Annotated in this window: 22 protein-coding genes and 1 other RNA gene; 16 read left to right on the top strand and 7 right to left on the bottom strand. The window is 57.1% G+C overall.

Annotation, left to right across the window (positions count from 1 at the left end):
• Window positions 1-3: 3 nt before the first annotated feature.
• Window positions 4-1,236, top strand: coding sequence for a phosphoglycerate dehydrogenase (gene serA, locus DG357_RS18750; protein WP_041908347.1), 1,233 nt, complete (start codon window positions 4-6; stop codon window positions 1,234-1,236).
• Window positions 1,237-1,332: 96 nt separating this feature from the next.
• Here serA and DG357_RS18745 read toward each other — a convergent pair whose 3' ends face one another.
• The 3 genes from DG357_RS18745 to zapA all read right to left on the bottom strand — a co-directional run bounded on the left by DG357_RS18745 (window position 1,333) and on the right by zapA (window position 2,508).
• On the bottom strand, window positions 1,333-1,929 hold the full coding sequence (locus DG357_RS18745) for a 5-formyltetrahydrofolate cyclo-ligase (protein WP_045629984.1): 597 nt from the start codon (window positions 1,927-1,929) through the stop codon (window positions 1,333-1,335).
• 24 nt (window positions 1,930-1,953) lie between these two features.
• A non-coding RNA gene (gene ssrS, locus DG357_RS18740) (6S RNA) lies at window positions 1,954-2,137 on the bottom strand.
• Between the two features lie 41 nt (window positions 2,138-2,178).
• Window positions 2,179-2,508, bottom strand: a complete 330-nt coding sequence (gene zapA / locus DG357_RS18735; protein ID WP_006811891.1) for a cell division protein ZapA — start codon at window positions 2,506-2,508, stop codon at window positions 2,179-2,181.
• Window positions 2,509-2,675: 167 nt separating this feature from the next.
• On the opposite strand from zapA, the gene DG357_RS18725 reads away from it, so the two are divergent.
• The 8 genes from DG357_RS18725 (at window position 2,676) to DG357_RS18690 (ending at window position 12,700) form a co-directional block, all read left to right on the top strand.
• The gene (locus tag DG357_RS18725; RefSeq protein ID WP_028014333.1) at window positions 2,676-3,254 is read left to right on the top strand and encodes a YecA/YgfB family protein; all 579 of its coding nucleotides are present in this window, start codon (window positions 2,676-2,678) and stop codon (window positions 3,252-3,254) included.
• Window positions 3,255-3,285: 31 nt separating this feature from the next.
• Window positions 3,286-4,599 (top strand): Xaa-Pro aminopeptidase, encoded by a 1,314-nt coding sequence (gene pepP, locus DG357_RS18720; RefSeq protein ID WP_088204304.1) that lies wholly within the window; start codon window positions 3,286-3,288, stop codon window positions 4,597-4,599.
• A complete protein-coding gene (gene ubiH / locus DG357_RS18715; RefSeq protein WP_088204241.1) occupies window positions 4,596-5,774 on the top strand; it encodes a 2-octaprenyl-6-methoxyphenyl hydroxylase in 1,179 nt (392 codons plus the stop codon). The genes pepP and ubiH overlap by 4 nt, the downstream gene beginning before the upstream one ends.
• A 12-nt stretch (window positions 5,775-5,786) precedes the next feature.
• Window positions 5,787-6,989: an FAD-dependent 2-octaprenylphenol hydroxylase gene (gene ubiI, locus DG357_RS18710; protein ID WP_047367438.1), complete on the top strand. Its 1,203-nt coding sequence runs from the start codon at window positions 5,787-5,789 to the stop codon at window positions 6,987-6,989.
• A 397-nt stretch (window positions 6,990-7,386) separates the two neighbouring features.
• Window positions 7,387-8,481, top strand: coding sequence for a glycine cleavage system aminomethyltransferase GcvT (gene gcvT, locus DG357_RS18705; RefSeq protein ID WP_088204240.1), 1,095 nt, complete (start codon window positions 7,387-7,389; stop codon window positions 8,479-8,481).
• A 23-nt stretch (window positions 8,482-8,504) separates the two neighbouring features.
• Window positions 8,505-8,894 (top strand): glycine cleavage system protein GcvH, encoded by a 390-nt coding sequence (gene gcvH, locus DG357_RS18700; protein WP_008499718.1) that lies wholly within the window; start codon window positions 8,505-8,507, stop codon window positions 8,892-8,894.
• Between the two features lie 118 nt (window positions 8,895-9,012).
• Window positions 9,013-11,886, top strand: a complete 2,874-nt coding sequence (gene gcvP / locus DG357_RS18695; protein WP_088204239.1) for an aminomethyl-transferring glycine dehydrogenase — start codon at window positions 9,013-9,015, stop codon at window positions 11,884-11,886.
• A 70-nt stretch (window positions 11,887-11,956) separates the two neighbouring features.
• Window positions 11,957-12,700 carry an SDR family oxidoreductase gene (locus tag DG357_RS18690; protein WP_045260933.1) on the top strand — a complete coding sequence of 248 codons (744 nt, stop codon included), beginning with the start codon at window positions 11,957-11,959 and terminating at the stop codon, window positions 12,698-12,700.
• Between the two features lie 50 nt (window positions 12,701-12,750).
• Here DG357_RS18690 and bglA read toward each other — a convergent pair whose 3' ends face one another.
• Window positions 12,751-14,184, bottom strand: coding sequence for a 6-phospho-beta-glucosidase BglA (bglA, locus tag DG357_RS18685; protein WP_059358111.1), 1,434 nt, complete (start codon window positions 14,182-14,184; stop codon window positions 12,751-12,753).
• A 116-nt stretch (window positions 14,185-14,300) separates the two neighbouring features.
• Window positions 14,301-15,032, bottom strand: coding sequence for a MurR/RpiR family transcriptional regulator (locus DG357_RS18680; protein ID WP_028014325.1), 732 nt, complete (start codon window positions 15,030-15,032; stop codon window positions 14,301-14,303).
• 265 nt (window positions 15,033-15,297) lie between these two features.
• Here DG357_RS18680 and trhA point away from each other — a divergent pair, with 265 nt between their 5' ends.
• Entirely contained in the window at window positions 15,298-15,957 is a 660-nt protein-coding gene (gene trhA / locus DG357_RS18675; RefSeq protein ID WP_023331242.1) for a PAQR family membrane homeostasis protein TrhA, read from the top strand.
• Between the two features lie 87 nt (window positions 15,958-16,044).
• On the opposite strand, the gene ygfZ is transcribed toward trhA, so the two are convergent.
• Window positions 16,045-17,025, bottom strand: coding sequence for a tRNA-modifying protein YgfZ (ygfZ, locus tag DG357_RS18670; RefSeq protein WP_048960833.1), 981 nt, complete (start codon window positions 17,023-17,025; stop codon window positions 16,045-16,047).
• A 294-nt stretch (window positions 17,026-17,319) separates the two neighbouring features.
• On the opposite strand from ygfZ, the gene sdhE reads away from it, so the two are divergent.
• Both sdhE and DG357_RS18660 read left to right on the top strand, forming a co-directional pair.
• Window positions 17,320-17,586, top strand: a complete 267-nt coding sequence (gene sdhE / locus DG357_RS18665; protein ID WP_010435322.1) for an FAD assembly factor SdhE — start codon at window positions 17,320-17,322, stop codon at window positions 17,584-17,586.
• Complete coding sequence (locus DG357_RS18660; protein ID WP_028014322.1) at window positions 17,567-17,977, top strand: protein YgfX; 411 nt, start codon at window positions 17,567-17,569, stop codon at window positions 17,975-17,977. Before sdhE ends, DG357_RS18660 begins: the two co-directional genes overlap by 20 nt.
• 6 nt (window positions 17,978-17,983) lie before the next feature.
• Here the strand turns inward: DG357_RS18660 and fldB are convergent, their stop codons facing one another.
• Window positions 17,984-18,505, bottom strand: coding sequence for a flavodoxin FldB (gene fldB, locus DG357_RS18655; RefSeq protein WP_041908355.1), 522 nt, complete (start codon window positions 18,503-18,505; stop codon window positions 17,984-17,986).
• Between the two features lie 101 nt (window positions 18,506-18,606).
• Between fldB and xerD the strand changes: the two genes are divergently transcribed.
• The 4 genes from xerD to prfB all read left to right on the top strand — a co-directional run bounded on the left by xerD (window position 18,607) and on the right by prfB (window position 23,173).
• Window positions 18,607-19,503 carry a site-specific tyrosine recombinase XerD gene (gene xerD, locus DG357_RS18650; RefSeq protein ID WP_028014320.1) on the top strand — a complete coding sequence of 299 codons (897 nt, stop codon included), beginning with the start codon at window positions 18,607-18,609 and terminating at the stop codon, window positions 19,501-19,503.
• Window positions 19,504-19,531: 28 nt separating this feature from the next.
• Complete coding sequence (dsbC, locus tag DG357_RS18645; protein ID WP_049136419.1) at window positions 19,532-20,245, top strand: bifunctional protein-disulfide isomerase/oxidoreductase DsbC; 714 nt, start codon at window positions 19,532-19,534, stop codon at window positions 20,243-20,245.
• A gap of 5 nt (window positions 20,246-20,250) precedes the next feature.
• Window positions 20,251-21,984 (top strand): single-stranded-DNA-specific exonuclease RecJ, encoded by a 1,734-nt coding sequence (gene recJ / locus DG357_RS18640; RefSeq protein ID WP_041908356.1) that lies wholly within the window; start codon window positions 20,251-20,253, stop codon window positions 21,982-21,984.
• Between the two features lie 90 nt (window positions 21,985-22,074).
• Window positions 22,075-23,173, top strand: a protein-coding gene (gene prfB / locus DG357_RS18635; RefSeq protein ID WP_100170824.1) for a peptide chain release factor 2 whose coding sequence is annotated in 2 segments (ribosomal slippage) — window positions 22,075-22,149 and window positions 22,151-23,173 — 1,098 coding nt in all. Because the reading frame shifts where the segments join, the coding sequence is not laid out codon by codon here.
• Window positions 23,174-23,182 lie beyond the last annotated feature (9 nt).

Below are 23,182 nucleotides of genomic sequence, written 5' to 3'. Positions count from 1 at the left end.
GAAATGGCAAAGGTATCACTGGAGAAAGACAAGATTAAATTCCTGCTGGTCGAGGGCGTGCATCAGAAAGCGCTTGATAGCCTTCGTGCGGCGGGTTACACCAACATCGAATTTCACAAAGGCGCGCTGGACACGGAAGAGCTGAAAGCCGCCATCCGTGATGCCCACTTCATTGGCCTGCGATCCCGTACCCACCTGACTGAAGACGTGATTGCCGCGGCAGAAAAGCTGGTTGCTATTGGCTGTTTCTGCATCGGCACCAACCAGGTCGACCTGAACGCTGCCGCAAAACGCGGTATCCCGGTCTTTAACGCCCCGTTCTCTAACACCCGTTCCGTGGCGGAGCTGGTGATTGGCGAGCTGCTGCTGCTGCTGCGCGGTATCCCGGAAGCTAACGCCAAAGCGCACCGCGGCGTGTGGAACAAACTGGCCGCGGGCTCATACGAAGCCCGTGGTAAAAAGCTGGGTATCATCGGCTACGGCCACATCGGTACCCAACTGGGGATCCTGGCGGAATCGCTGGGGATGCACGTCTATTTCTACGATATCGAAAGCAAACTGCCGCTGGGTAACGCGACGCAGGTACAGCATCTTTCTGACCTGCTGAACATGAGCGATGTGGTCAGCCTGCACGTGCCGGAAAACGCCTCCACCAAAAACATGATGGGCGCGGAAGAGCTGGCGCTGATGAAGCCGGGATCTCTGCTGATCAACGCCGCGCGTGGTACGGTGGTCGATATCCCTGCGCTGTGCGATGCGCTGAAGCGTAAGCATCTGGCGGGGGCGGCCATCGACGTGTTCCCGACGGAACCGGCCACCAACAGCGATCCGTTTAACTCTCCGCTGTGCGAATTCGACAACGTAATCCTGACGCCGCACATCGGCGGTTCTACTCAGGAAGCGCAGGAGAATATCGGTCTGGAAGTGGCGGGTAAGCTGAGCAAATATTCCGATAACGGTTCAACGCTCTCTGCGGTGAACTTCCCGGAAGTGTCTCTGCCGCTGCACGGCGGTCGTCGTCTGCTGCACATCCACGAAAACCGTCCTGGCGTGCTGACCGCCATCAACCAGATTTTTGCCGAGCAGAGCGTTAACATTGCCGCCCAGTATCTGCAAACCAACTCGCAGATGGGTTATGTGGTTATCGATATTGAAGCCGATGAAGATGTTGCTGAGAAAGCGCTGCAGAGCATGAAGGCCATTCCGGGGACGATTCGCGCGCGCCTGCTGTACTGATGGTGCGGTCTGTGGTGTCGGGTGGCGGCTACGCCTTACCCGACCTACGTTGAGCTTTTGTAGGCCGGGTAAGCGCAAGCGCCACCCGGCTTTATGCTACCAAAGCCACGTTTTACCTGGCGTTACCACCGCAGGCAGCGGAATATCCCATTTCTCCACCGGCAAGGCTTCTACAGCCTGGCAATCATGCGCATAGCCCACCGGCTGCAACCCATACTGCCGCCAGTTTTGCAGCGTTCGGTCATAGAATCCCCCGCCCATTCCTAATCGCTGGCCCTGTTCATCAAACGCCACCAGCGGCGTAATCAGCACGTCCAGCTCGGACAGCGGTAATACGTCGCGCACGTCGAGTTTCGGCTCGGTAATTTTCAGACGATTCACCACCAGCTCGCTGTGCGGATGGTAGTGCAGAAACAGCAGATTGCCCCGGCTGAACGGATGCAGTACCGGCAGGTAAACTTTTTTCCCGGCGCGCCAGAGCTGGTCGATAAGCGGCTGGGTGTCCAGTTCGCCGTCAAACGAGAGAAAGAGCGCGACGGTGTTTGCCATTACCACGGGCGGATAGGCCATCATGCGGGCAGCGGCCTGCTGCGCAAAATGTGCTTGTTGTTCGGACGTCAGGGCGCGACGACGCTGGCGAATGAGCTGACGGATGTCCTGGCGCGAAGCAGAAACTTCAGGGAATTGAGTCATGGTAGTCGGTAGAAGAAGAGAGAGGGAATCTCCGAGATGCCGCCGCAGGCTGTAACCCTTGAACCCTTGGTTCAAGGTGAATGTGTCGTCATAGTTTTAAGGCTTCTCGGACGAACCGAGCATGCTCACCAACCATGGAGCGCCACATTCTTGTGGTATGAAATATCGGCTCAGGGGACTGGCCCGCTTGCAAACATCTCAGAGAAATTTTGTCTTCACAGTTACTCTACCATAGTCAACTGTGAAGTGTTATTCAAACTTTGGTCCCGGTCTTTCGGGATTGCGACCTTGATCAAGCAACGCCTGTTCAATGGTCTGCTGGAGCATTTTAATGCGCTGCTCCATGCTAGCCGCGTAATCGCGGGTCTTCGCTTTTTCCTGAGTCAGTTCATAGCTGATGTTCAACGCGGCGATGAAAACCAGCTGCTCAGTATTTGTGACTCTAGTGCGTTCTTTTAGATCTTGCAACCGCTGATTCAAATCGTCCGCAGCCTGATTCAAAGCATCCCTTTGTTCAGGCGGACAATTCACTCGCAGTGAACGGCCAAAAATCTGGAGATCGACGGGTTGTGCAGACATGCCACCTTCCTGCTGATTGACTGCGCTGCCTTCGCTTACTGCCCCGGGGGCTGCGAAGGGGCGACACTATAGCTACCCTGATGTGAAGATACAAGCCCTTTTCTGGTATCACCAGGGTCCAAAGTGGTAGCATATCATGAATATCCTCCCTTTGATGACGAATGCGTATGTCTATACAGAACGAAATGCCTGGTTACAAGGATTTAAACCAGTTACTGAACCAGCAGGGAGTCGGTCTTACCCCTGCCGAAATGCACGGTCTGATCAGCGGCATACTGTGCGGCGGAAACAGCGACAGCTCATGGCAGCCGCTGATCCACGACCTCACCAACGAAGGGCTGGCGTTTGGCCACGAACTGGCGGAAGCGCTGCGAAAAATGCACGCGGCAACCAGCGATTCGCTGGAAGACGATGGCTTCCTTTTTCAGCTTTATCTGCCTGAAGGCGACGATGTCAGCGTCTTCGATCGCGCCGATGCGCTCGCGGGGTGGGTAAACCACTATCTGCTTGGCCTGGGCGTCACCCAGCCTAAGCTTGATAAAGTCACCGGCGAAGCGGGTGAAGCGATTGACGATCTGCGCAACATCGCCCAGCTTGGCTACGATGAAGAGGAAGATCAGGAAGAGCTGGAAATGTCTCTCGAAGAGATCATCGAGTACGTGCGCGTGGCGGCGCTGCTGTGCCACGACAACTTTACGCGCTCGCAGCCGACCGCGCCGGAAGTTCGCAAGCCAACCTTACATTAAGAAAAATAACGCACAGGAGGGTGTCATGGTTATCTCGCAACAAGAGTATTTGCGCCGTCGTCAGGCGCTGCTGGCAAACATGCAGCCGGGAAGCGCGGCGCTGATTTTTGCCGCGCCGGAAGTGACGCGCAGCGCCGACAGCGAATACCCCTATCGCCAGAGCAGCGATTTCTGGTACTTCACCGGCTTCAACGAGCCGGAAGCGGTGCTGGTGCTGATTAAGAGCAATGACACCCACAACCACAGCGTGATTTTCAACCGCGTACGAGACTTAACCGCTGAGATCTGGTTTGGCCGCCGCTTAGGGCAAGAGGCCGCCCCGGAAAAGCTGGGCGTTGACCGCGCGCTGGCGTTTAGCGAAATCAACCAGCAGCTCTATCAGCTGCTTAATGGCCTCGACGTGCTCTACCACGCGCAGGGCGAATACGCCTACGCCGATGAGATTGTTTTCAACGCGCTGGAAAAACTGCGTAAAGGCTCGCGGCAGAACCTGTCCGCGCCCGCCACCCTCACGGACTGGCGTCCGGTGGTGCACGAGATGCGTCTGTTCAAATCTGAAGAAGAGCTGAACGTGCTGCGCCGTGCGGGCGAAATCAGCGCCCTGGCGCACACCCGCGCGATGGAAAAATGTCGTCCCGGAATGTTTGAATACCAGCTGGAAGGCGAAATTCACCACGAATTTAACCGCCACGGCGCGCGTTATCCCTCCTACAACACCATCGTTGGCGGCGGGGAAAACGGCTGCATTCTGCACTACACCGAAAACGAAAGCGCGCTGCGCGACGGCGATCTGGTGCTGATTGACGCCGGTTGCGAATATCAGGGCTACGCGGGCGACATCACGCGTACCTTCCCGGTGAACGGCAAGTTTTCGCCAGCGCAGCGGGCGATTTATGACATCGTTCTCGAATCACTCGAGACGGCGCTGACGCTGTATCGCCCGGGCACCTCCATTCAGGAAGTGACCGGTGAGGTGGTGCGCATCATGATTACCGGGCTGGTTAAGCTTGGGATCCTCAAAGGGGATGTCGACACCCTGATTACCGAGAATGCTCACCGCCCGTACTTTATGCACGGCCTGAGCCACTGGCTGGGGCTGGACGTGCACGACGTGGGCGCGTACGGCCCTGAACGTTCGCGCGTGCTTGAACCGGGCATGGTGCTGACCGTCGAGCCGGGCCTGTATATCGCGCCGGATGCCGACGTGCCAGAGGAATACCGCGGAATTGGCATTCGTATTGAAGACGACATCGTCATCACCGAAACCGGCAACGAAAACCTGACCGCGAGCGTGGTGAAAAAAGCGGACGATATCGAGGCGCTGATGGCAGCGACGCGCGTATGAGCGTGATTATCGTTGGCGGCGGCATGACCGGCGCCACGCTGGCGTTAGCCATCTCGCATTTGACGAAGGGGCAGCTTCCGGTACATCTGGTTGAAGCCGTCGCGCCGCAGGCGAAGAATCACCCTGGGTTTGATTCCCGCGCCATTGCCCTGGCGCAGGGCACCTGCCAGCAGCTATCCCGCATTGGCATCTGGCAGGCCATCCCCGACTGCGCTACCGCCATTAATACCGTGCACGTGAGCGATCGCGGTCATGCCGGGTTTGTGACGCTGGATGCCCATGACTACCGTATTGACGCGCTGGGTCAGGTCGTTGAACTGCACGATATTGGCCTGCGCCTGTTCCGCCTGTTGCAGGACGCGCCGGGCGTCACGTTGCACTGCCCGGCACGCGTTGCCAGCTTCACCCGCAGTGAAGACGCGGTCAGCGTAACGCTGGACAATGGCACCGTGCTTGACGGACAGCTTCTGGTGGCGGCTGACGGGTCGCGCTCGGCGCTCGGCACCCAGTGCGGCGTAGAGTGGCGGCAGCAGCCTTACGGGCAGGTCGCGGTCATCGCGAACGTCTCGACCGCAGCAGAACACAACGGCCGGGCGTTTGAGCGCTTCACCCAGCACGGCCCGCTGGCGATGCTGCCGATGACGGGCGGGCGCTGCTCGCTGGTCTGGTGCCACCCGCAGGAAAAGGCCGAAGAGGTTAAATCCTGGTCCGACGAACGTTTTTGTACCGAGCTGCAGAAAGCCTTTGGCTGGCGGCTGGGGCGTATTACCCATGCCGGGAAACGTGCGGTCTATCCACTGTCGTTAACCACGGCATCACAGTCTGTTTCTCACCGCGTGGCGCTGGTCGGCAACGCGGCGCAAACCCTCCACCCCATCGCCGGGCAGGGCTTTAACCTCGGCCTGCGGGATGTGATGAGCCTGGCCGAAACGCTTTCGCAGGCGTGGAGCGAACAAAAGGACTGTGGCGCTTACCCGGTGCTAAGCCATTACCAGACGCGACGTCAGGCCGATAAAGAGGCGACAATTGGCGTCACTGATGGTTTAGTCCATCTCTTTGCCAATCGCTGGGCGCCGCTGGTTGTTGGTCGCAACCTCGGGCTGATGGCGATGGAACTGTTCATTCCGGCACGTGACGTGCTGGCGCAGCGGACCCTGGGTTGGGTCGCGCGTTAAGGAGTTATCACTGTGCAAAATGTTGATGTTGCCATCGTTGGCGGCGGAATGGTTGGACTGGCGCTGGCCTGTGGATTACAGGGCAGCGGCCTGCGCGTGGCCGTGCTGGAGCAAAAGCAGCCCCAGCCTGTCGCATCAGATGCCCCGCCGGAACTCCGCGTGTCGGCGATTAACGCGGCCAGCGAAAAGCTTTTGACGCGTCTCGGCGTCTGGTCAGATATCGTCGCCCAGCGCGCCAGCTGCTATCACGGAATGGAAGTGTGGGACAAAGACAGCTTTGGCCATATTGCCTTTGATGATGAAAGCATGGGCTATAGCCATCTGGGGCATATCATAGAGAATGCGGTGATCCACCACGCGCTGTGGCAGAAAGCAGAGCAGTGCAGCGACGTGACGCTAATTGCGCCTGCGCAGATCCAGCAGGTGGCATGGGGCGAAAACGAGGCGTTTATCACCCTGCAAAGCGGCGACATGCTGACCGCGCGTCTGGTGGTCGGTGCCGACGGCGCTAACTCCTGGCTGCGCAACAAGGCCGATATCCCGCTGACGTACTGGGATTACCGCCATCATGCGATGGTAGCAACGATCCGCACCGAAGAGCCGCACGGCGGCATTGCGCGGCAGATTTTCCACAACGACGGCATACTGGCGTTCCTGCCGCTTGCCGATCCGCACCTGTGCTCGATTGTCTGGTCCCTGGTGCCGGAGAAAGCGCAGCAGATGCAGGATGCGACGCCGGAGGCCTTTAACCAGGCGCTGTGCGTGGCGTTTGATAACCGCCTTGGCTTGTGCACGCTTGAAAGCGAGCGGCTGGTATTCCCGTTAACCGGCCGCTACGCGCGTCAGTTCGCCGCGCACCGTCTGGCGCTGGTGGGGGATGCGGCCCATACCATTCATCCGCTGGCCGGGCAGGGCGTTAACCTCGGCTTTATGGACGCGGCGGAACTGGTGGAAGAACTGCGTCGCCTGCACCGTGAAGGTAAAGATATCGGCCAGCATCTGTATCTGCGTCGCTACGAGCGCAGCCGCAAGCACAGTGCGGCGATGATGCTGGCAGGAATGCAGGGCTTCCGCGAGCTGTTTGCCGGGGCAAATCCGGCGAAAAAACTGCTGCGCGATATCGGCCTCAAGCTGGCCGACACCCTTCCCGGCGTCAAACCTCAACTTCTTCGTCAGGCAATGGGTCTTAACGATCTTCCCGACTGGTTACGCTAACCTCGATCCCCGTCACACTTTATTTTCCCGGCCTCTGCGTCGGGGAAATCCCCTCGTTTGAAATATTCTAATTCCACGCCATTTTTCGCATTAGTTATTCTCATGTCGTGATTTTTACGTGACGGAAATTCGGCCCGTTTTTCCGCACGAAATATCACCATGTGCTAAATCCTGTTAGATCATTGTTAATTTTGTGCGGGGTTAATCGCATTTTTCCAGTGAATAACTCTGTAGGCTTTTCAGCGTTTTTTGGTCATAAGCTAATGTGATGACCCGTTTTACCTTATGGTTAACCGCCGGTTTCGGTGGTAAGTTCAGGTAAAAGAGAACGTTTGCGTCGGCATTCGGGAACGAGGCCGATACCGGGTTTCACGGTGAATTTTTCAACGAGGACAAGATGGCTCAACAGACTCCTTTGTACGAACAGCACGTGTTATGCGGCGCCCGCATGGTGGACTTCCATGGCTGGATGATGCCGCTGCACTACGGCTCGCAGATTGATGAGCACCACGCGGTGCGCACCGATGCCGGTATGTTCGACGTGTCCCACATGACGATTGTCGATCTGCGCGGTAGCCGCACCCGGGAGTTTTTGCGTTATCTGCTGGCAAACGACGTCGCCAAACTGAAGACGCCGGGCAAAGCGCTCTATACCGGCATGCTGAATGCCTCGGGCGGCGTGATTGATGACCTTATCGTCTACTACTTCACCGAAGATTTCTTCCGCCTCGTTGTAAACTCCGCCACCCGCGAAAAAGACCTCTCCTGGATCACCCAACACGCCGAACCTTATGCCGTCGACATCACCGTCCGTGACGATCTGTCGCTGATCGCCGTGCAGGGGCCGAACGCGCAGGCAAAAGCCGCGTCTCTGTTCAGCGACGAGCAGCGCACCGCCACCGAAGGCATGAAGCCGTTCTTCGGTGTGCAGGCGGGGGATCTGTTTATCGCCACCACCGGCTATACCGGTGAAGCGGGCTACGAAATTGCGATGCCGAACGAGAAAGCTGCCGATTTCTGGCGTGCGCTGGTAGAAGCGGGCGTGAAGCCTGCGGGCCTGGGCGCGCGCGATACGCTGCGTCTGGAAGCGGGGATGAATCTCTACGGTCAGGAAATGGATGAAGGCGTCTCTCCGCTGGCGGCCAACATGGGCTGGACCATCGCGTGGGAACCGGCTGACCGTGATTTTATTGGCCGTGAAGCGCTGGAGATGCAGCGCGAGAAGGGTACCGACCAGCTGGTTGGCCTGGTGATGAAGGAAAAAGGCGTGCTGCGCGGCGAGCTGCCGGTGCGCTTTACCGATGCTGACGGCAATCATCGCGAAGGCGTGATCACCAGCGGTACCTTCTCCCCGACGCTGGGCTACAGTATTGCACTGGCTCGCGTGCCGGCAGGCATTGGCGAAACGGCGGTAGTGCAAATCCGCAACCGCGAAATGCCGGTCCACGTGACCAAACCGATTTTTGTTCGCGCCGGTAAGCCGGTCGCCTAACTATTTTTATCAGGAGAACTTCAATGAGCAATGTGCCAGCAGAACTGAAATACAGCAAAGAACACGAGTGGCTGCGCAAAGAGGCGGACGGCACTTACACCGTAGGGATCACCGAGCACGCGCAAGAGCTGCTGGGCGACATGGTGTTTGTTGACCTGCCTGACGTGGGCACGACCGTTAGCGCGGGCGACGACTGCGCCGTGGCGGAGTCCGTAAAAGCGGCGTCTGACATCTATGCACCGGTAAGCGGTGAGATTGTTGCGGTCAACGACGCGCTGAGCGATTCGCCAGAACTGGTCAACAGCGAGCCTTATGAAGGCGGCTGGATCTTCAAGATCAAAGCCAGCGACGAATCGCAAGTTGCCGCGCTGCTGGATGCAACCGCGTACGAAGCACTACTGGAAGACGAATAACGTTGTGCCGGATGGCGCTGCGCTTATCCGGCCTACAGGGCCCGGTAAGCGGTAGCGCCACCGGGCAACAGCGTTACAGATAACTACGATTCACTGCACGTATCAGGAACCATCGCTCATGACACAGACTTTAAGCCAGCTTGAAAACCGTGGCGCCTTCATTGAACGTCACATTGGGCCGGATGCTCAGCAACAGCAGGAGATGCTGAAGACGGTTGGCGCGGATTCATTAGACGCACTGATCGGCCAGATTGTGCCAAAAGACATCCAGCTTGCCACGCCGCCTCAGGTAGGGGAAGCCACCACGGAGTTCGCCGCGCTGGCGGAGCTGAAGGCTATTGCAGGCCTCAACAAGCGCTATAAGTCTTACATTGGCATGGGCTACACCAACGTGCAGTTACCGCCAGTTATCCTGCGTAACATGCTGGAAAACCCGGGCTGGTACACCGCTTACACCCCTTATCAGCCAGAAGTTTCTCAGGGGCGTCTGGAAGCGCTGCTGAACTTCCAGCAGGTGACGCTGGATCTGACCGGTATGGATATCGCTTCCGCCTCTCTGCTGGATGAAGCGACCGCCGCTGCCGAAGCGATGGCGATGGCAAAACGCGTGAGCAAGCTGAAAAATGCTAACCGCTTCTTCGTGGCGGCGGACGTACATCCCCAGACGCTGGACGTGGTGCGCACCCGTGCAGAAACCTTCGGCTTTGAGGTGATCGTCGACGACGCCGACAAAGTGCTGGATCACCAGGACGTCTTCGGCGTGCTGCTGCAGCAGGTGGGTACCACCGGCGAAGTTCACGACTACGGCGCGCTGATTGCCGAGCTGAAATCCCGCAAAGTGGTTGTCAGCGTTGCCGCCGATTTTATGGCGCTGGTGCTGCTGACGGCGCCGGGCAAACAGGGCGCGGATATTGTATTCGGCTCCGCGCAGCGCTTCGGCGTGCCGATGGGCTACGGCGGCCCGCACGCGGCGTTCTTCGGCGCGAAAGATGAATTCAAACGCTCCATGCCAGGCCGTATCATTGGCGTGTCAAAAGATGCTGCCGGTAATACCGCGTTGCGCATGGCGATGCAGACCCGCGAGCAGCATATCCGCCGCGAGAAAGCGAACTCCAACATCTGTACTTCCCAGGTACTGCTGGCAAACATCGCCAGCCTGTATGCGGTATTCCACGGTCCGGCTGGCCTGAAGCGCATTGCCAGCCGCATTCACCGCCTGGCCGATATTCTGGCCTGCGGCCTGCAGCAGAAGGGCCTCAAGCTGCGCCACGCGCACTACTTCGACACCCTGTGCGTGGAAGTGGCAGACAAAGCCGCCGTGCTGGCGCGCGCGAATGCAGCAGAAATCAACCTGCGCAGCGACATCCACAACGCGGTCGGCATTACGCTGGATGAAAGCACCACTCGCGACGATATCCTGAGCCTGTTCAGCGTGTTGCTGGGCGACGCACACGGTCTGGACGTTGATACGCTCGACAAAGAGGTCGCGCTCGACAGCCGCTCCATTCAGGAAAGCATGCTGCGCAATGACGCGATCCTGACTCACCCGGTGTTCAATCGCTATCACAGCGAAACCGAGATGATGCGCTATATGCACTCTCTGGAGCGCAAGGATCTGGCGCTGAACCAGGCGATGATCCCGCTGGGCTCCTGCACCATGAAGCTGAACGCCGCGGCAGAGATGATCCCGATTACCTGGCCTGAATTCTCCGAACTGCACCCGTTCTGCCCGCCAGAACAGGCGGAAGGCTATCACATGATGATCAACCAGCTTTCAGACTGGCTGGTGAAGCTGACCGGTTACGACGCGCTCTGCATGCAGCCGAACTCCGGCGCGCAGGGTGAATACGCGGGCCTGCTGGCGATCCGTCACTATCACGAAAGCCGTAACGAAGGCCACCGCGATATCTGCCTGATCCCAAGCTCCGCCCACGGCACCAACCCGGCCTCAGCACAGATGGCGGGCATGGAAGTGGTGGTCGTGGCATGCGACAAAAACGGCAACATCGATTTGGCCGACCTGCGCGCGAAAGCCGAGCAGGCAGGCGACAGACTTTCCTGCATCATGGTGACCTATCCATCCACCCACGGCGTGTACGAAGAGACCATCCGTGAAGTGTGCGACGTGGTGCACCAGTTCGGCGGTCAGGTATATCTCGACGGCGCAAACATGAACGCGCAGGTGGGCATTACCTCGCCGGGCTTTATCGGCGCGGACGTATCGCACCTCAACCTGCACAAAACCTTCTGTATTCCGCACGGCGGTGGCGGCCCGGGCATGGGTCCAATCGGCGTGAAAGCGCACCTGGCGCCGTTTGTGCCGGGCCACAGCGTGGTGCAGATTGAAGGCATGCTGACCCGTCAGGGCGCGGTCTCTGCGGCACCGTTCGGCAGCGCATCAATCCTGCCAATCAGCTGGATGTACATCCGCATGATGGGCGCGGAAGGGCTGAAGCAGGCGAGCCAGGTGGCTATTCTGAACGCCAACTACATTGCGACTCGCCTGAAGTCCGCCTTCCCGGTGCTCTATACCGGCCGCGACGGTCGCGTGGCGCACGAGTGCATTCTCGATATTCGTCCGCTGAAAGAGCAGACCGGCATCAGCGAGCTGGATATCGCCAAGCGTCTGATCGACTACGGCTTCCACGCGCCAACCATGTCGTTCCCGGTTGCGGGGACGCTGATGGTGGAGCCGACCGAGTCTGAAAGCAAAGCCGAGCTGGACCGCTTTATCGACGCGATGCTGGCCATCCGCATGGAGATCGACCGCGTGCAGGACGGCGAATGGACGCTGGAAGATAACCCGCTGGTCAACGCCCCGCACACCCAGCACGAGATGGTGGCAGAGTGGAACCACGGTTACTCCCGCGAGCTGGCCGTCTTCCCGGCAGGCGTGGCAAACAAATACTGGCCGACCGTGAAGCGTCTTGATGACGTTTACGGCGACCGTAATCTGTTCTGCTCCTGCGTGCCGATGAGCGAATACAAGTAACATTGCTGATGTAGTAACGTAGGCCGGGTAAGGCGAAGCCGCCACCCGGCTTTTTTATTGGGAGAGGATAATGGCAATTGCACTGGTCACCGGCGCGAGCCGGGGCATTGGGAAAGCCACCGCGCTGCAGCTGGCACGTGAAGGCCACACCGTGGCGGTGAACTATCACCACAACATTAAAGCCGCGACGGACGTTATCAATCAGATCGTTGAGGCCGGCGGTAAAGCGTTTGCCGTGCGTGCGGACATCAGCGATGAAGCTCAGGTGCTGGCGATGTTTGACAGCATCGATCGTGAAGGTGAGCCGCTTCGCGCGCTGGTCAATAATGCAGGCATTCTGTTTGAGCAATCCACCATCGAGAATCTGTCCGCAGAGCGCATTAACCGCGTGCTGGCGACCAACGTCACGGGCTACTTTCTCTGCTGTCGTGAAGCGGTGAAACGCATGTCCATCAAGCATGGCGGCAAGGGCGGGGCGATTGTGAATGTCTCTTCCGCCGCGTCTCGTCTGGGCGCGCCGGGTGAATATGTCGATTACGCTGCTTCTAAAGGCGCGGTAGATTCGCTGACAACCGGGCTATCGCTGGAGGTGGCGGCGCAGGGCATTCGCGTGAACTGCGTGCGGCCTGGGCTGATTTATACCGATATCCATGCTTCCGGCGGAGAGCCGGGGCGAGTGGATCGCGTGAAATCGTTACTGCCGATGCAGCGCGGCGGCCAGCCGGAAGAGGTGGCGCAGGCGATTGTCTGGCTGCTGAGCGAGAAGGCGTCTTACGTGACGGGCAGTTTTATCGAGCTGGCTGGCGGGAAGTAAACCCCTCACCCTAACCCTCTCCCCAAAGAGAGAGGGTTAGGTGCCCGGCGTTAAAGTTTCTCGCCGTTGCTGGCAATCACGCCTTTATACCACTCGAAGCTCTTCTTACGGGAGCGAGACATGTCGCCCGTGCCGTCGTCGTGCTTGTTGACGTAGATAAAGCCGTAGCGCTTGCTGTACTGACCGGTGGTGAACGACACGCAGTCGATGCAGCCCCACGGCGTATAGCCCATCAGATCCACGCCATCGTGCGTGACGGCTTTGATCATCTCCTCCACGTGGGCACGCAGGTAGTCGATGCGATAGTCATCGATGATGCTGCCGTCTTCTTCCACCTTGTCGTAGGCACCGAAGCCGTTTTCAACGATAAACAGCGGCTTCTGATAACGCTCGTACAGTTCGCACAGGGAATAGCGCAGGCCCACCGGGTCAATCTGCCAGCCCCAGTCGGACGCCTTCACGTGCGGGTTCGGCACGCTGCCTTCGAAGCCGGAAATGGCATCGCCGGTGCCGCCTTCCGCCTTCACCGCGTTGGTCATGTAGTAGCTGAAGCCTAAGTAGTCGCAGGTACCTTCACGCAGGATCTGCTCGTCGCCCGCCTCCATTTTGATGGAAAAGCCGCGGCGCTCCCACTCGTTCAGCACGTAGGACGGGTAGTAACCACGCAACTGGACGTCGGTAAAGACATAGCGTTCGCGCATGGATTCCTGAGCGAACATCACGTCTTCCGGCTTGCAGGAGAACGGATAGAGCGCCACCATCGCCAGCATGCAGCCGACTTTCATCTCCGGGTTGATGCGGCGCGCGGCTTTCACCGCCAGGGCGCTGGCCACAAACTGGTGGTGCAGCACCTGGTACATGGTCTCTTCCGGGTTGTCATGTTCGGTGTAGACCACGCCCGAGCAGCAGTAGCCGAACAGCGGGGCGCGCCAGTTGCGCTGGTTGTTGATTTCGTTGAAGGTCATCCAGTATTTGACCTTGTGCTTGTAGCGCTCAAACACCACTTCGGCGAAGCGCACGAAGAAATCGACCACTTTGCGGTTGGTCCAGCTACCATACTCCTGCACCAGGTGCAGCGGCATTTCGAAGTGGGAGAGGGTGATCACCGGTTCGATGTTGTACTTCAGCAGCTCATCGAACATGTCGTCGTAAAACTTCAGCCCTTCTTCGTTTGGCTGCGTTTCGTCACCTTTCGGGAAGATGCGCGTCCAGGCGATAGAGGTACGGAAACACTTGAAGCCCATCTCGGCAAATAGCTTGATGTCTTCTTTATAGTGGCCGTGGAAGTCGATGGCTTCGTGGTTTGGGTAGTATTTACCCGGCACCACTTCCTGCGTGATTTCGCGCGGCACGCCGTGTGCGCCGCCGGTCAGCACGTCGCAAATGCTTGGCCCTTTGCCGCCTTTGTTCCAGCCGCCTTCAACCTGATGAGCGGCAACCGCGCCGCCCCATAAAAAATCTTTCGGTAAGGTTATTTTTTTCATCGCTGCTATTCTCAATAAATGGCTTATTGGCATTGAGTCTAGCAAAGCGAAATTGAATGTCACGATATAACAATTTGCGAAAATTGTGATTTGTCACATCGAAAAAACAGGGTGTTTTATTCCGTCAGTTTTTTCGCCAGCTTGCGTCCGAGAGATTCCAGAATATAAATGACGGGAATTTGCGTGGTGATATCGTAGACGCCGCCAATTCGCGTCTGGGGAACGTGCCAGGAGAGATTAAAGTCCGCCAGTTTTGCCAGGCGAGAGTGCTCGTGGCTGGTGATAGAGAGCACCTTGCAGTGATGCAGGCTGAACTGGCTGGCGAAGCGCAGGATCTCCTCGGTTTCGCCCGAGACGGAGAGCACAATCGCCAGCGCATTTTTCGCCATATCATTGGTAACCGGGAAATAAGGGTCATCAATATGATTACTGAATTTACCAATATTTGAAAAGAAGCGTGCGCCATATTTGGCCAAAGAGCCTGACGTGCCCGCCCCGACAAATATAATTCGCTCGGAAGACAAAATGATATTTACCGCGTCATTTAATAGCGCGTCGAACTCTTCATTATTCACGCTTTTAAAGAAGCTGATAATTTCGCTGGCGCCGAAATTCGCCTGCTGGGGCTCGTTCTGCTCAAGATAGAGCTTAAAGCGCACGCGAAATTCAGAATACCCTTCGCAGTTGAGCTTGCGGCAAAAGCGCAGGATAGTGGTGGTTGAGACGCCAGCCGCATCCGCCAGCTCGCGGATGGTCATGTACATCACTTTGTCCCGGTTTTTGATGACATAGTTGTAGACCATCATTTCCAGGTTATTGAGACTGGCAATGGCGGAGTGGGTGAACATACTCACAGTGGCAAAACTCTCATTCAGACCTCATTTATCCATCATATCATGCAGCCAGACGGCAGGAGCCAATTTTATGCCATTGATTAGTAACGCTTAAATTTTTATATGAACAAATGTCAGGTGAATTTTTCGTTTATGTTTTTGATTTTTATTATAAAAATTTAATTTAAAATTATTTTAGCTAACAGGTGTTCACTGGAATCATTCTCAGTTAGCATAGTCATGCGATGAATAATCATCTTTAGTTTTCCCGGAGTTTAGTATGGCGAGCAGACCATTAATCGCACAGGGATATTCGCTGGCTGAGGAAGTGGCCAACAGCATCAGCCACGGTATTGGCCTGGTGTTTGGGATTGTCGGTTTAGTGTTATTGCTGGTACAGGCGGTGGATACCAATGCCAGCGCGATGGCCATTACCAGCTATAGCCTGTATGGCGGAAGTATGATCCTGCTGTTCCTGGCCTCGACGCTCTATCACGCGATTCCGCATCAGCGGGCCAAAATATGGCTTAAGAAATTTGACCACTGCGCTATCTATCTGCTGATTGCGGGTACCTATACGCCTTTTCTGCTGGTGGGGCTAAACTCACCGCTGTCGCGCGGCCTGATGATTGTTATCTGGAGCCTGGCGCTGCTGGGGATCCTGTTTAAGCTGACCATTGCGCACCGGTTTAAAGTGTTGTCGCTGGTCACCTATCTGACGATGGGCTGGCTGTCGCTGATTGTGGTGTATCAGCTGGCGATTAAGCTGGCGGTAGGGGGCGTCACGCTGCTGGCGGTGGGCGGTGTGGTCTACTCGCTGGGCGTTATTTTCTACGTCTGCAAGCGCATCCCATACAACCATGCCATCTGGCACGGCTTTGTTCTGGGCGGCAGCGTGTGCCACTTTTTGGCGATTTATTTGTACGTGGGGCAGGTTTAGTTTGTTGTCGGGTGGCGGCTTCGCCTTACCCGACCTGGATTTGCACCCGTAGGCCCGGTAAGCGCAGCGCCACCGGGCGATAGAGCATCACTCTTCCAGTGAATACGGTAGCGGCTCAATACTCAACGTATTCGCGTCGTCGCGCACGCGGAACACGCTGTCCGCTTCCATGTCGTTGTTCATTACAGCCTGTACCAAAAGACGGCCATCGTCCAGCTGGACTGCGGCTAACACGGTACCGGTGCGGCGCCAGTTGTCGCCCATCTTCAGTTCTAAGTCTTCGCCTGCTTCCGGTACGCGGCTGGCATGGCCTGCCAGTGTCCACAACGCGCGTTTGTTTGCCCCACGGAATTTTGCACGCGCGACCATTTCCTGACCGGTGTAGCAGCCTTTTTTAAAGCTGATTCCCCCCAGCGCCTGCAGGTTAGTTGCCTGAGGAATAAACTGCGCGCTATTGGCTGCGTCAATTACCGGCAGACCCGCTTCGATGTTCAGCGCCAGCCACTGCTGGCTGTTGTTGAGCTGCGCTTCGCCGCGCAGCGCCTCGGTCACGCGTTCGGCTGTTGCGGCATCCGTGACTAACAGGAAGCGCTCTGCCGGGTATTCAAACCAAAGGATGGAAGTCGCGCCCTCGCTGACCACCTGTTTTTCTGCATCCGGCAGTTCAGCAAACAGGTTTTTCAGCGCCGCACGCGCCTGGAAGCCCGCCACGCCCAGCAGAACATGTTCGTCGTCCGGTGCGATGGTGACTTTGGAAAAGACCGCGTATTTTTTCAATTCTTTGAGCTGCGCATCGCGCAGGCTACGGCGCTCAATAAAGGCAAAACCGTCCTGACGGCGGAAGAGACGCAGGTTGCTCCACATTTTGCCCTTAGGATCGCAGTGCGCGGCCAGAAGATGCTGGTGTTCAGTCAACTGCGCAACATCCGCAGTCACCTGACCCTGCAAGTATTTTTCGGCGTCGGCGCCGGAGAGGGTTGCCAGCGCCCAGTCATCAAGAGAAATAAGCGTCAGCGGCAGACGCGCAGAGGCGGCGGGCTGGCGAGGAGAAAATGGTGTAAAGGCCATAACGGTATCCTGAATTGCTTAACGCTTTGATAATGCCTAATGGTAAAAGAGCCTGCAGGCATTGCAAGCGCTTTCAGCAGACCATTTGTGCCATAAACGGGTTATGCGTAGCGCTACGCAAAATAGTGTAATCCGCTGTCTATATAGGGATTATTCTGGAAGCCAGCTCGTCAAACGCAATATTCCAGTAATGAAACGGTCAAAAACACGTTACACTAGCTGGTGTCCCCGTAGAGAAATTAAGAACAGAAAACGGGGTACCGACTGTGCCAAACGTAATGCAGGAAACTGAACATGGATATTAACAACAAGGCCCGTATTCACTGGGCATGCCGTCGCGGAATGCGTGAACTTGATATTTCCATCATGCCTTTCTTCGAATATGAGTACGACAGCTTAAGCGATGATGATAAGCGTCTGTTTGTTCGCCTGCTTGAGTCTGACGATCCGGATTTATTCAACTGGCTGATGAACCACGGCAAACCCGCCGACACCGAGTTGCAACGGATGGTGCAATTAATTCAAACACGGAATCGGGAACGTGGTCCTGTGGCAATCTGATCTTCGCGTCTCGTGGCGCTCGCAGTGGATGTCTTTATTGCTCCACGGGCTGGTTGCGGCCATCGTTTTACTCATGCCGTGGCCGCTCAGCTATACGCCGCTGTGGCTGCTATTACTTTCGTTTGTTGTTTTTGACAGCGTACGCAGCCAGCGTCGCATTAACGCGCGTCAGGGCGAGATTAAGCTGCTGATGGATTCCCGCCTGCGCTGGCAGGGAAAAGAGTGGGATATTCTCGGTGTACCCTGGATGCTTAACGCCGGGATGATGTTACGGTTACGCAAAGTGGGGGGCGGACGTTGCCAGCACCTGTGGCTGGCGGCGGACAGTATGGACGCATCAGAATGGCGGGATCTGCGCCGGATGTTGCTGCAACAGCCGACGCAGGAGTAACGCGCGTTAGCTGAATTTTTCTGCCATTTCGCCGAGGATCTGCTCGCACCAGGCCTGCAGGCGCTCGTCGCTGAGATCGTACTGATTGGTTTCATCCAGCGCGAGCCCGACAAACAGCTCGCCATCGGCAATAATCGGCTTTTTACTGGTGAATTCATACCCTTCGGTTGGCCAGTAGCCGATAAACGCCGCCCCTTTTGGTGCCAGCTTATCGTGCAGCATGCCGAGTGCGTCCAGGAACCATTCGCCGTAGCCTAACTGGTCACCCATGCCGTACATCGCGATAATTTTACCGTCGAAATTGACTGAATCGAGCTGATCCCAGATGGCTTCCCAGTCTTCCTGTATCTCACCAAAGTCCCAGGTTGGGATGCCCAGAATCAGCACATCGTACTGCTCCATCAAGGCGACCGAGTCATCTTTCAGGTTATGCAACGTCACCAGTTCCGGGCCAATGATGTCGCGAATTTTCTCCGCCGCCATTTCGGTGTAGCAGGTGCTGGAACCATAGAACAGACCAATATTCATCGCGTAACTATCTCAATTCTTGCTATGACTTTGCGCGTAGTGTACCAGAAACCGGTCGCAATCAGGCATAATGGCCTGACTGCAAAATCAAAGGGGCTGATGTGGAAAAGGATCTCGCACTCGTTGAACAGTTTCTCGACGCGCTGTGGCTGGAGAAAAATCTGGCCGAGAATACCCTCAGTGCCTACCGGCGCGATCTCACCATGCTGGTGGAGTGGCTGGCGCGTCGGGAGCTATCGCTTGCGAGCGCGCAAAGCGACGACCTGCAGGCGCTGCTCGCTGAACGCGTAGAAGGGGGGTACAAAGCCACCAGCTCTGCACGCTTGCTCAGCGCCATGCGTCGGCTTTTCCAGCATCTTTATCGGGAGAAGATTCGCGAAGACGATCCCAGCGCGCTGCTGGCGTCCCCGAAACTCCCGCAGCGGCTGCCGAAAGATCTCAGCGAAGCACAAGTTGAGAGATTATTACAGTCACCGGCTGTTGACCTGCCGCTGGAGTTACGCGATAAAGCCATGCTTGAGCTATTGTATGCTACCGGCTTGCGCGTTTCGGAACTGGTTGGCCTGACGATGAGCGACATCAGCCTGCGTCAGGGCGTGGTGCGCGTCATCGGTAAAGGAAACAAGGAAAGGCTGGTTCCGCTGGGAGAAGAGGCGGTTTACTGGCTGGAGACGTATCTTGAGCATGGCCGCCCCTGGCTGCTCAATGGCGCGTCTATCGACGTCCTGTTTCCGAGCCAGCGCGCGCAGCAGATGACGCGACAAACGTTCTGGCATCGCATCAAGCATTACGCCACACTGGCGGGTATCGACAGTGAAAAGCTTTCGCCGCACGTATTGCGTCACGCCTTCGCGACGCATCTGTTAAACCACGGCGCAGATTTACGCGTGGTGCAGATGCTGCTGGGACACAGCGATCTTTCAACGACGCAAATTTATACCCATGTCGCGACGGAACGCCTGCGGCAGCTACACCAACAGCACCACCCTCGTGCGTGAGTGCCGACAAATTGTAACAGGATCAATTATGAAAAAGTCTTTCGCGCTGTTCACCCTGCTGGCAGCCTCATTTACCGGCTTCGCCCATGCGGATGACGCCGCCATCAAACAGTCTCTGGCTAAGCTTGGCGTCACCAGCAGCGACATCCAGCCTGCGCCGGTTGCCGGTATGAAAACCGTACTGACCAACAGCGGCGTGCTGTACGTCACCGAAGATGGCAAACACTTTATTCAGGGACCGCTGTACGACGTGAGCGGCGCGCAGCCGGTGAACGTCACCAACCAGTTGCTGATGAAAAACCTGAACGCGCTCGAAAAAGAGATGATCGTCTATAAAGCGGCGCAGGAAAAACATGTGATTACCGTCTTCACCGATATCACCTGTGGCTACTGCCACAAGCTGCATGAACAGATGAAAGACTATAACGCGCTGGGCATTACCGTGCGTTACCTGGCCTTCCCGCGCGCAGGCGTACAGAGCAAGCCAGAGCAGGACATGAAAGCGATCTGGTGTGCCAAAGACCGCAACAAAGCGTTTGATGACGCGATGAACGGTAAAGACGTTAAGCCTGCCTCCTGCGACATCGACATTGCTAACCACTACGCGCTGGGCGTGCAGTTTGGCGTGAGCGGTACGCCAGCGATTGTCCTGAGTAACGGCTATGTTGTTCCGGGCTATCAGGGACCGAAAGAGATGAAAGAGTTTCTCGACGCGCACCAGAAACAGTTTGGTGGTAAATAATTCGCGTGAAAGCCCCCATCAAATTGCGCCGCCGCGAGGCGGTTGAACACGTTGATTTACCGGACGATCTCCCGCCGCTGCTAAAGCGCCTCTACGCAAGCCGCGGCGTGCGTCGCGCAGAGGATCTTGAGCGCAGCGTGAAAGGGATGCTGCCCTGGCAGCAGCTGAACGGTATCGAGAAAGCTACCGAAATGCTCTACAACGCGCTGCGTGAGGGAACGCGCATTGTGGTGGTAGGGGATTTCGACGCCGACGGCGCAACCAGCACCGCCCTGAGCGTGCTCAGCCTGCGCGCGCTGGGCTGCGATAATGTCACCTATCTGGTGCCAAACCGCTTTGAAGACGGCTATGGCCTCAGCCCGGAGGTGGTCGATCAGGCCCATGCCCGCGGTGCGCAGATGATCATGACCGTAGACAACGGGATCTCCTCCCATGCGGGCGTCGATCATGCTCACGCTTTGGGGATCCCGGTGCTGGTCACCGATCATCACCTGCCCGGCGATACGCTCCCCGCAGCAGAAGCGATTATTAACCCCAACCTGCGCGACTGCGATTTCCCGTCGAAATCCCTCGCCGGCGTGGGCGTGGCGTTTTATCTGATGCTGGCGTTGCGTACTCTCTTACGCGATAAGGGCTGGTTCGAATCCCGCGGCATTGCCGTTCCAAACCTGGCCGAATACCTCGACCTGGTGGCGCTGGGCACCGTGGCGGACGTGGTACCTCTTGATGCCAATAACCGCATTTTGACCTGGCAGGGTTTAAGCCGTATTCGCGCGGGCAAGTGCCGTCCCGGAATTAAGGCGCTGCTGGAGATTGCCAACCGCGATCCGCTCAAGCTGGCGGCAAGCGACCTGGGCTTTGCCCTCGGGCCGCGTCTGAACGCTGCCGGAAGGCTGGACGATATGTCCGTCGGCGTGGCGCTGCTGCTGTGCGACAACATCGGTGAAGCGCGCGTGCTGGCCAACGAGCTGGACGCCCTGAACCAGACCCGTAAAGAGATTGAGCAGGGGATGCAGGCCGAAGCGCTGACCCTGTGCGAAAAACTTGAGCGCAGCGGCGATACGCTGCCGGGCGGGCTGGCAATGTACCACCCCGAGTGGCATCAGGGCGTGGTCGGCATTCTGGCGTCGCGCATTAAAGAGCGCTTCCACCGCCCGGTGATCGCGTTTGCGCCTGCGGGCGACGGCACGCTGAAAGGCTCTGGCCGCTCGATTCAGGGGCTGCACATGCGCGATGCGCTGGAGCGTCTGGATACGCTTTACCCGGGTCTGATGATCAAGTTCGGCGGCCACGCGATGGCGGCAGGCTTGTCGCTGGAAGAGGCAAAGTTCGACGAGTTCCAGCGCCTGTTTGGCGAGCTGGTCACCGAGTGGATTGACCCGGCGCTGCTGCAGGGCGAAGTGGTCTCTGACGGTGAGCTGTCCGTCTCCGAAATGACGATGGAGGTCGCGCAGATGCTGCGCGATGCCGGTCCATGGGGGCAGATGTTCCCGGAACCGCTGTTCGACGGGCGATTCCGTCTGCTGCAGCAGCGTATCGTTGGCGAACGCCACCTGAAAGTGATGGTCGAGCCCGTGGGCGGCGGACCGCTGCTGGACGGCATCGCCTTCAACGTTGACACCTCCATCTGGCCGGACAACGGCGTGCGTGAGGTCGAGCTGGCGTACAAACTGGATATCAACGAGTTTCGCGGTAACCGCACCCTTCAGATCATCATCGACAATATCTGGCCAATTTAGCGGCAGTAATCTCTATAAAAAAGGGCGTGGATTCGGTACAATCCCGCTCTTATCACCGCATTTTGACAAGTCCATAAAAGAAAACAGACCATGTTTGAAATTAATCCGGTAAAAAACCGTATTCAGGACCTCACGGAGCGCTCTGACGTTCTTAGGGGGTATCTTTGACTACGATGCCAAGAAAGAGCGTCTTGAAGAAGTAAACGCCGAGCTGGAACAGCCGGACGTCTGGAACGAACCTGAACGCGCACAGGCGCTGGGTAAAGAGCGTTCCTCTCTCGAAGCTATCGTAGATACGTTAGATCAAATGGCTCAGGGGCTGGAAGACGTTTCCGGTTTGCTGGAGCTGGCCGTCGAAGCCGACGACGAAGAAACCTTTAACGAAGCCGTGGCAGAACTCGACGGGCTGGAAGAGAAGCTGGCACAGCTGGAATTCCGTCGCATGTTCTCCGGCGAATACGACAGCGCTGACTGCTATCTCGATATTCAGGCAGGTTCTGGCGGTACCGAAGCGCAGGACTGGGCCAGCATGCTGACGCGTATGTATCTGCGTTGGGCGGAAGCGCGCGGCTTCAAAACCGAAATTATCGAAGAGTCTGAAGGTGAAGTGGCCGGTATTAAATCCGTCACTATCAAGATCATTGGCGACTACGCCTACGGCTGGCTGCGTACCGAAACCGGCGTTCACCGCCTGGTGCGTAAAAGCCCGTTTGACTCCGGTGGCCGTCGTCATACTTCCTTCAGCTCCGCGTTTGTTTACCCGGAAGTTGACGAAGATATCGATATCGAAATTAACCCGGCGGACCTGCGTATTGACGTTTACCGCGCGTCCGGCGCGGGTGGTCAGCACGTTAACCGTACGGAATCTGCGGTGCGTATTACCCACATTCCAACCGGGCTGGTAACACAGTGCCAGAACGACCGTTCCCAGCATAAGAACAAAGACCAGGCCATGAAGCAGATGAAAGCGAAGCTTTATGAGCTGGAGATGCAGAAGAAAAATGCTGAGAAACAGGCGATGGAAGACAACAAGTCCGACATCGGTTGGGGCAGCCAGATCCGTTCTTACGTCCTTGATGACTCCCGCATCAAAGACCTGCGTACCGGGGTTGAAACCCGCAACACGCAGGCGGTGCTGGACGGCAGCCTGGACCAATTTATCGAAGCAAGTTTGAAAGCAGGGTTATGAGGAACCAAC

This window comes from Enterobacter bugandensis (assembly GCF_900324475.1).
In the GTDB taxonomy this organism is placed as follows: domain Bacteria; phylum Pseudomonadota; class Gammaproteobacteria; order Enterobacterales; family Enterobacteriaceae; genus Enterobacter; species Enterobacter bugandensis.
The sequence above is the reverse complement of the archived record's forward strand: the minus strand, read 5'-3'. Positions and strand labels throughout refer to the sequence as shown.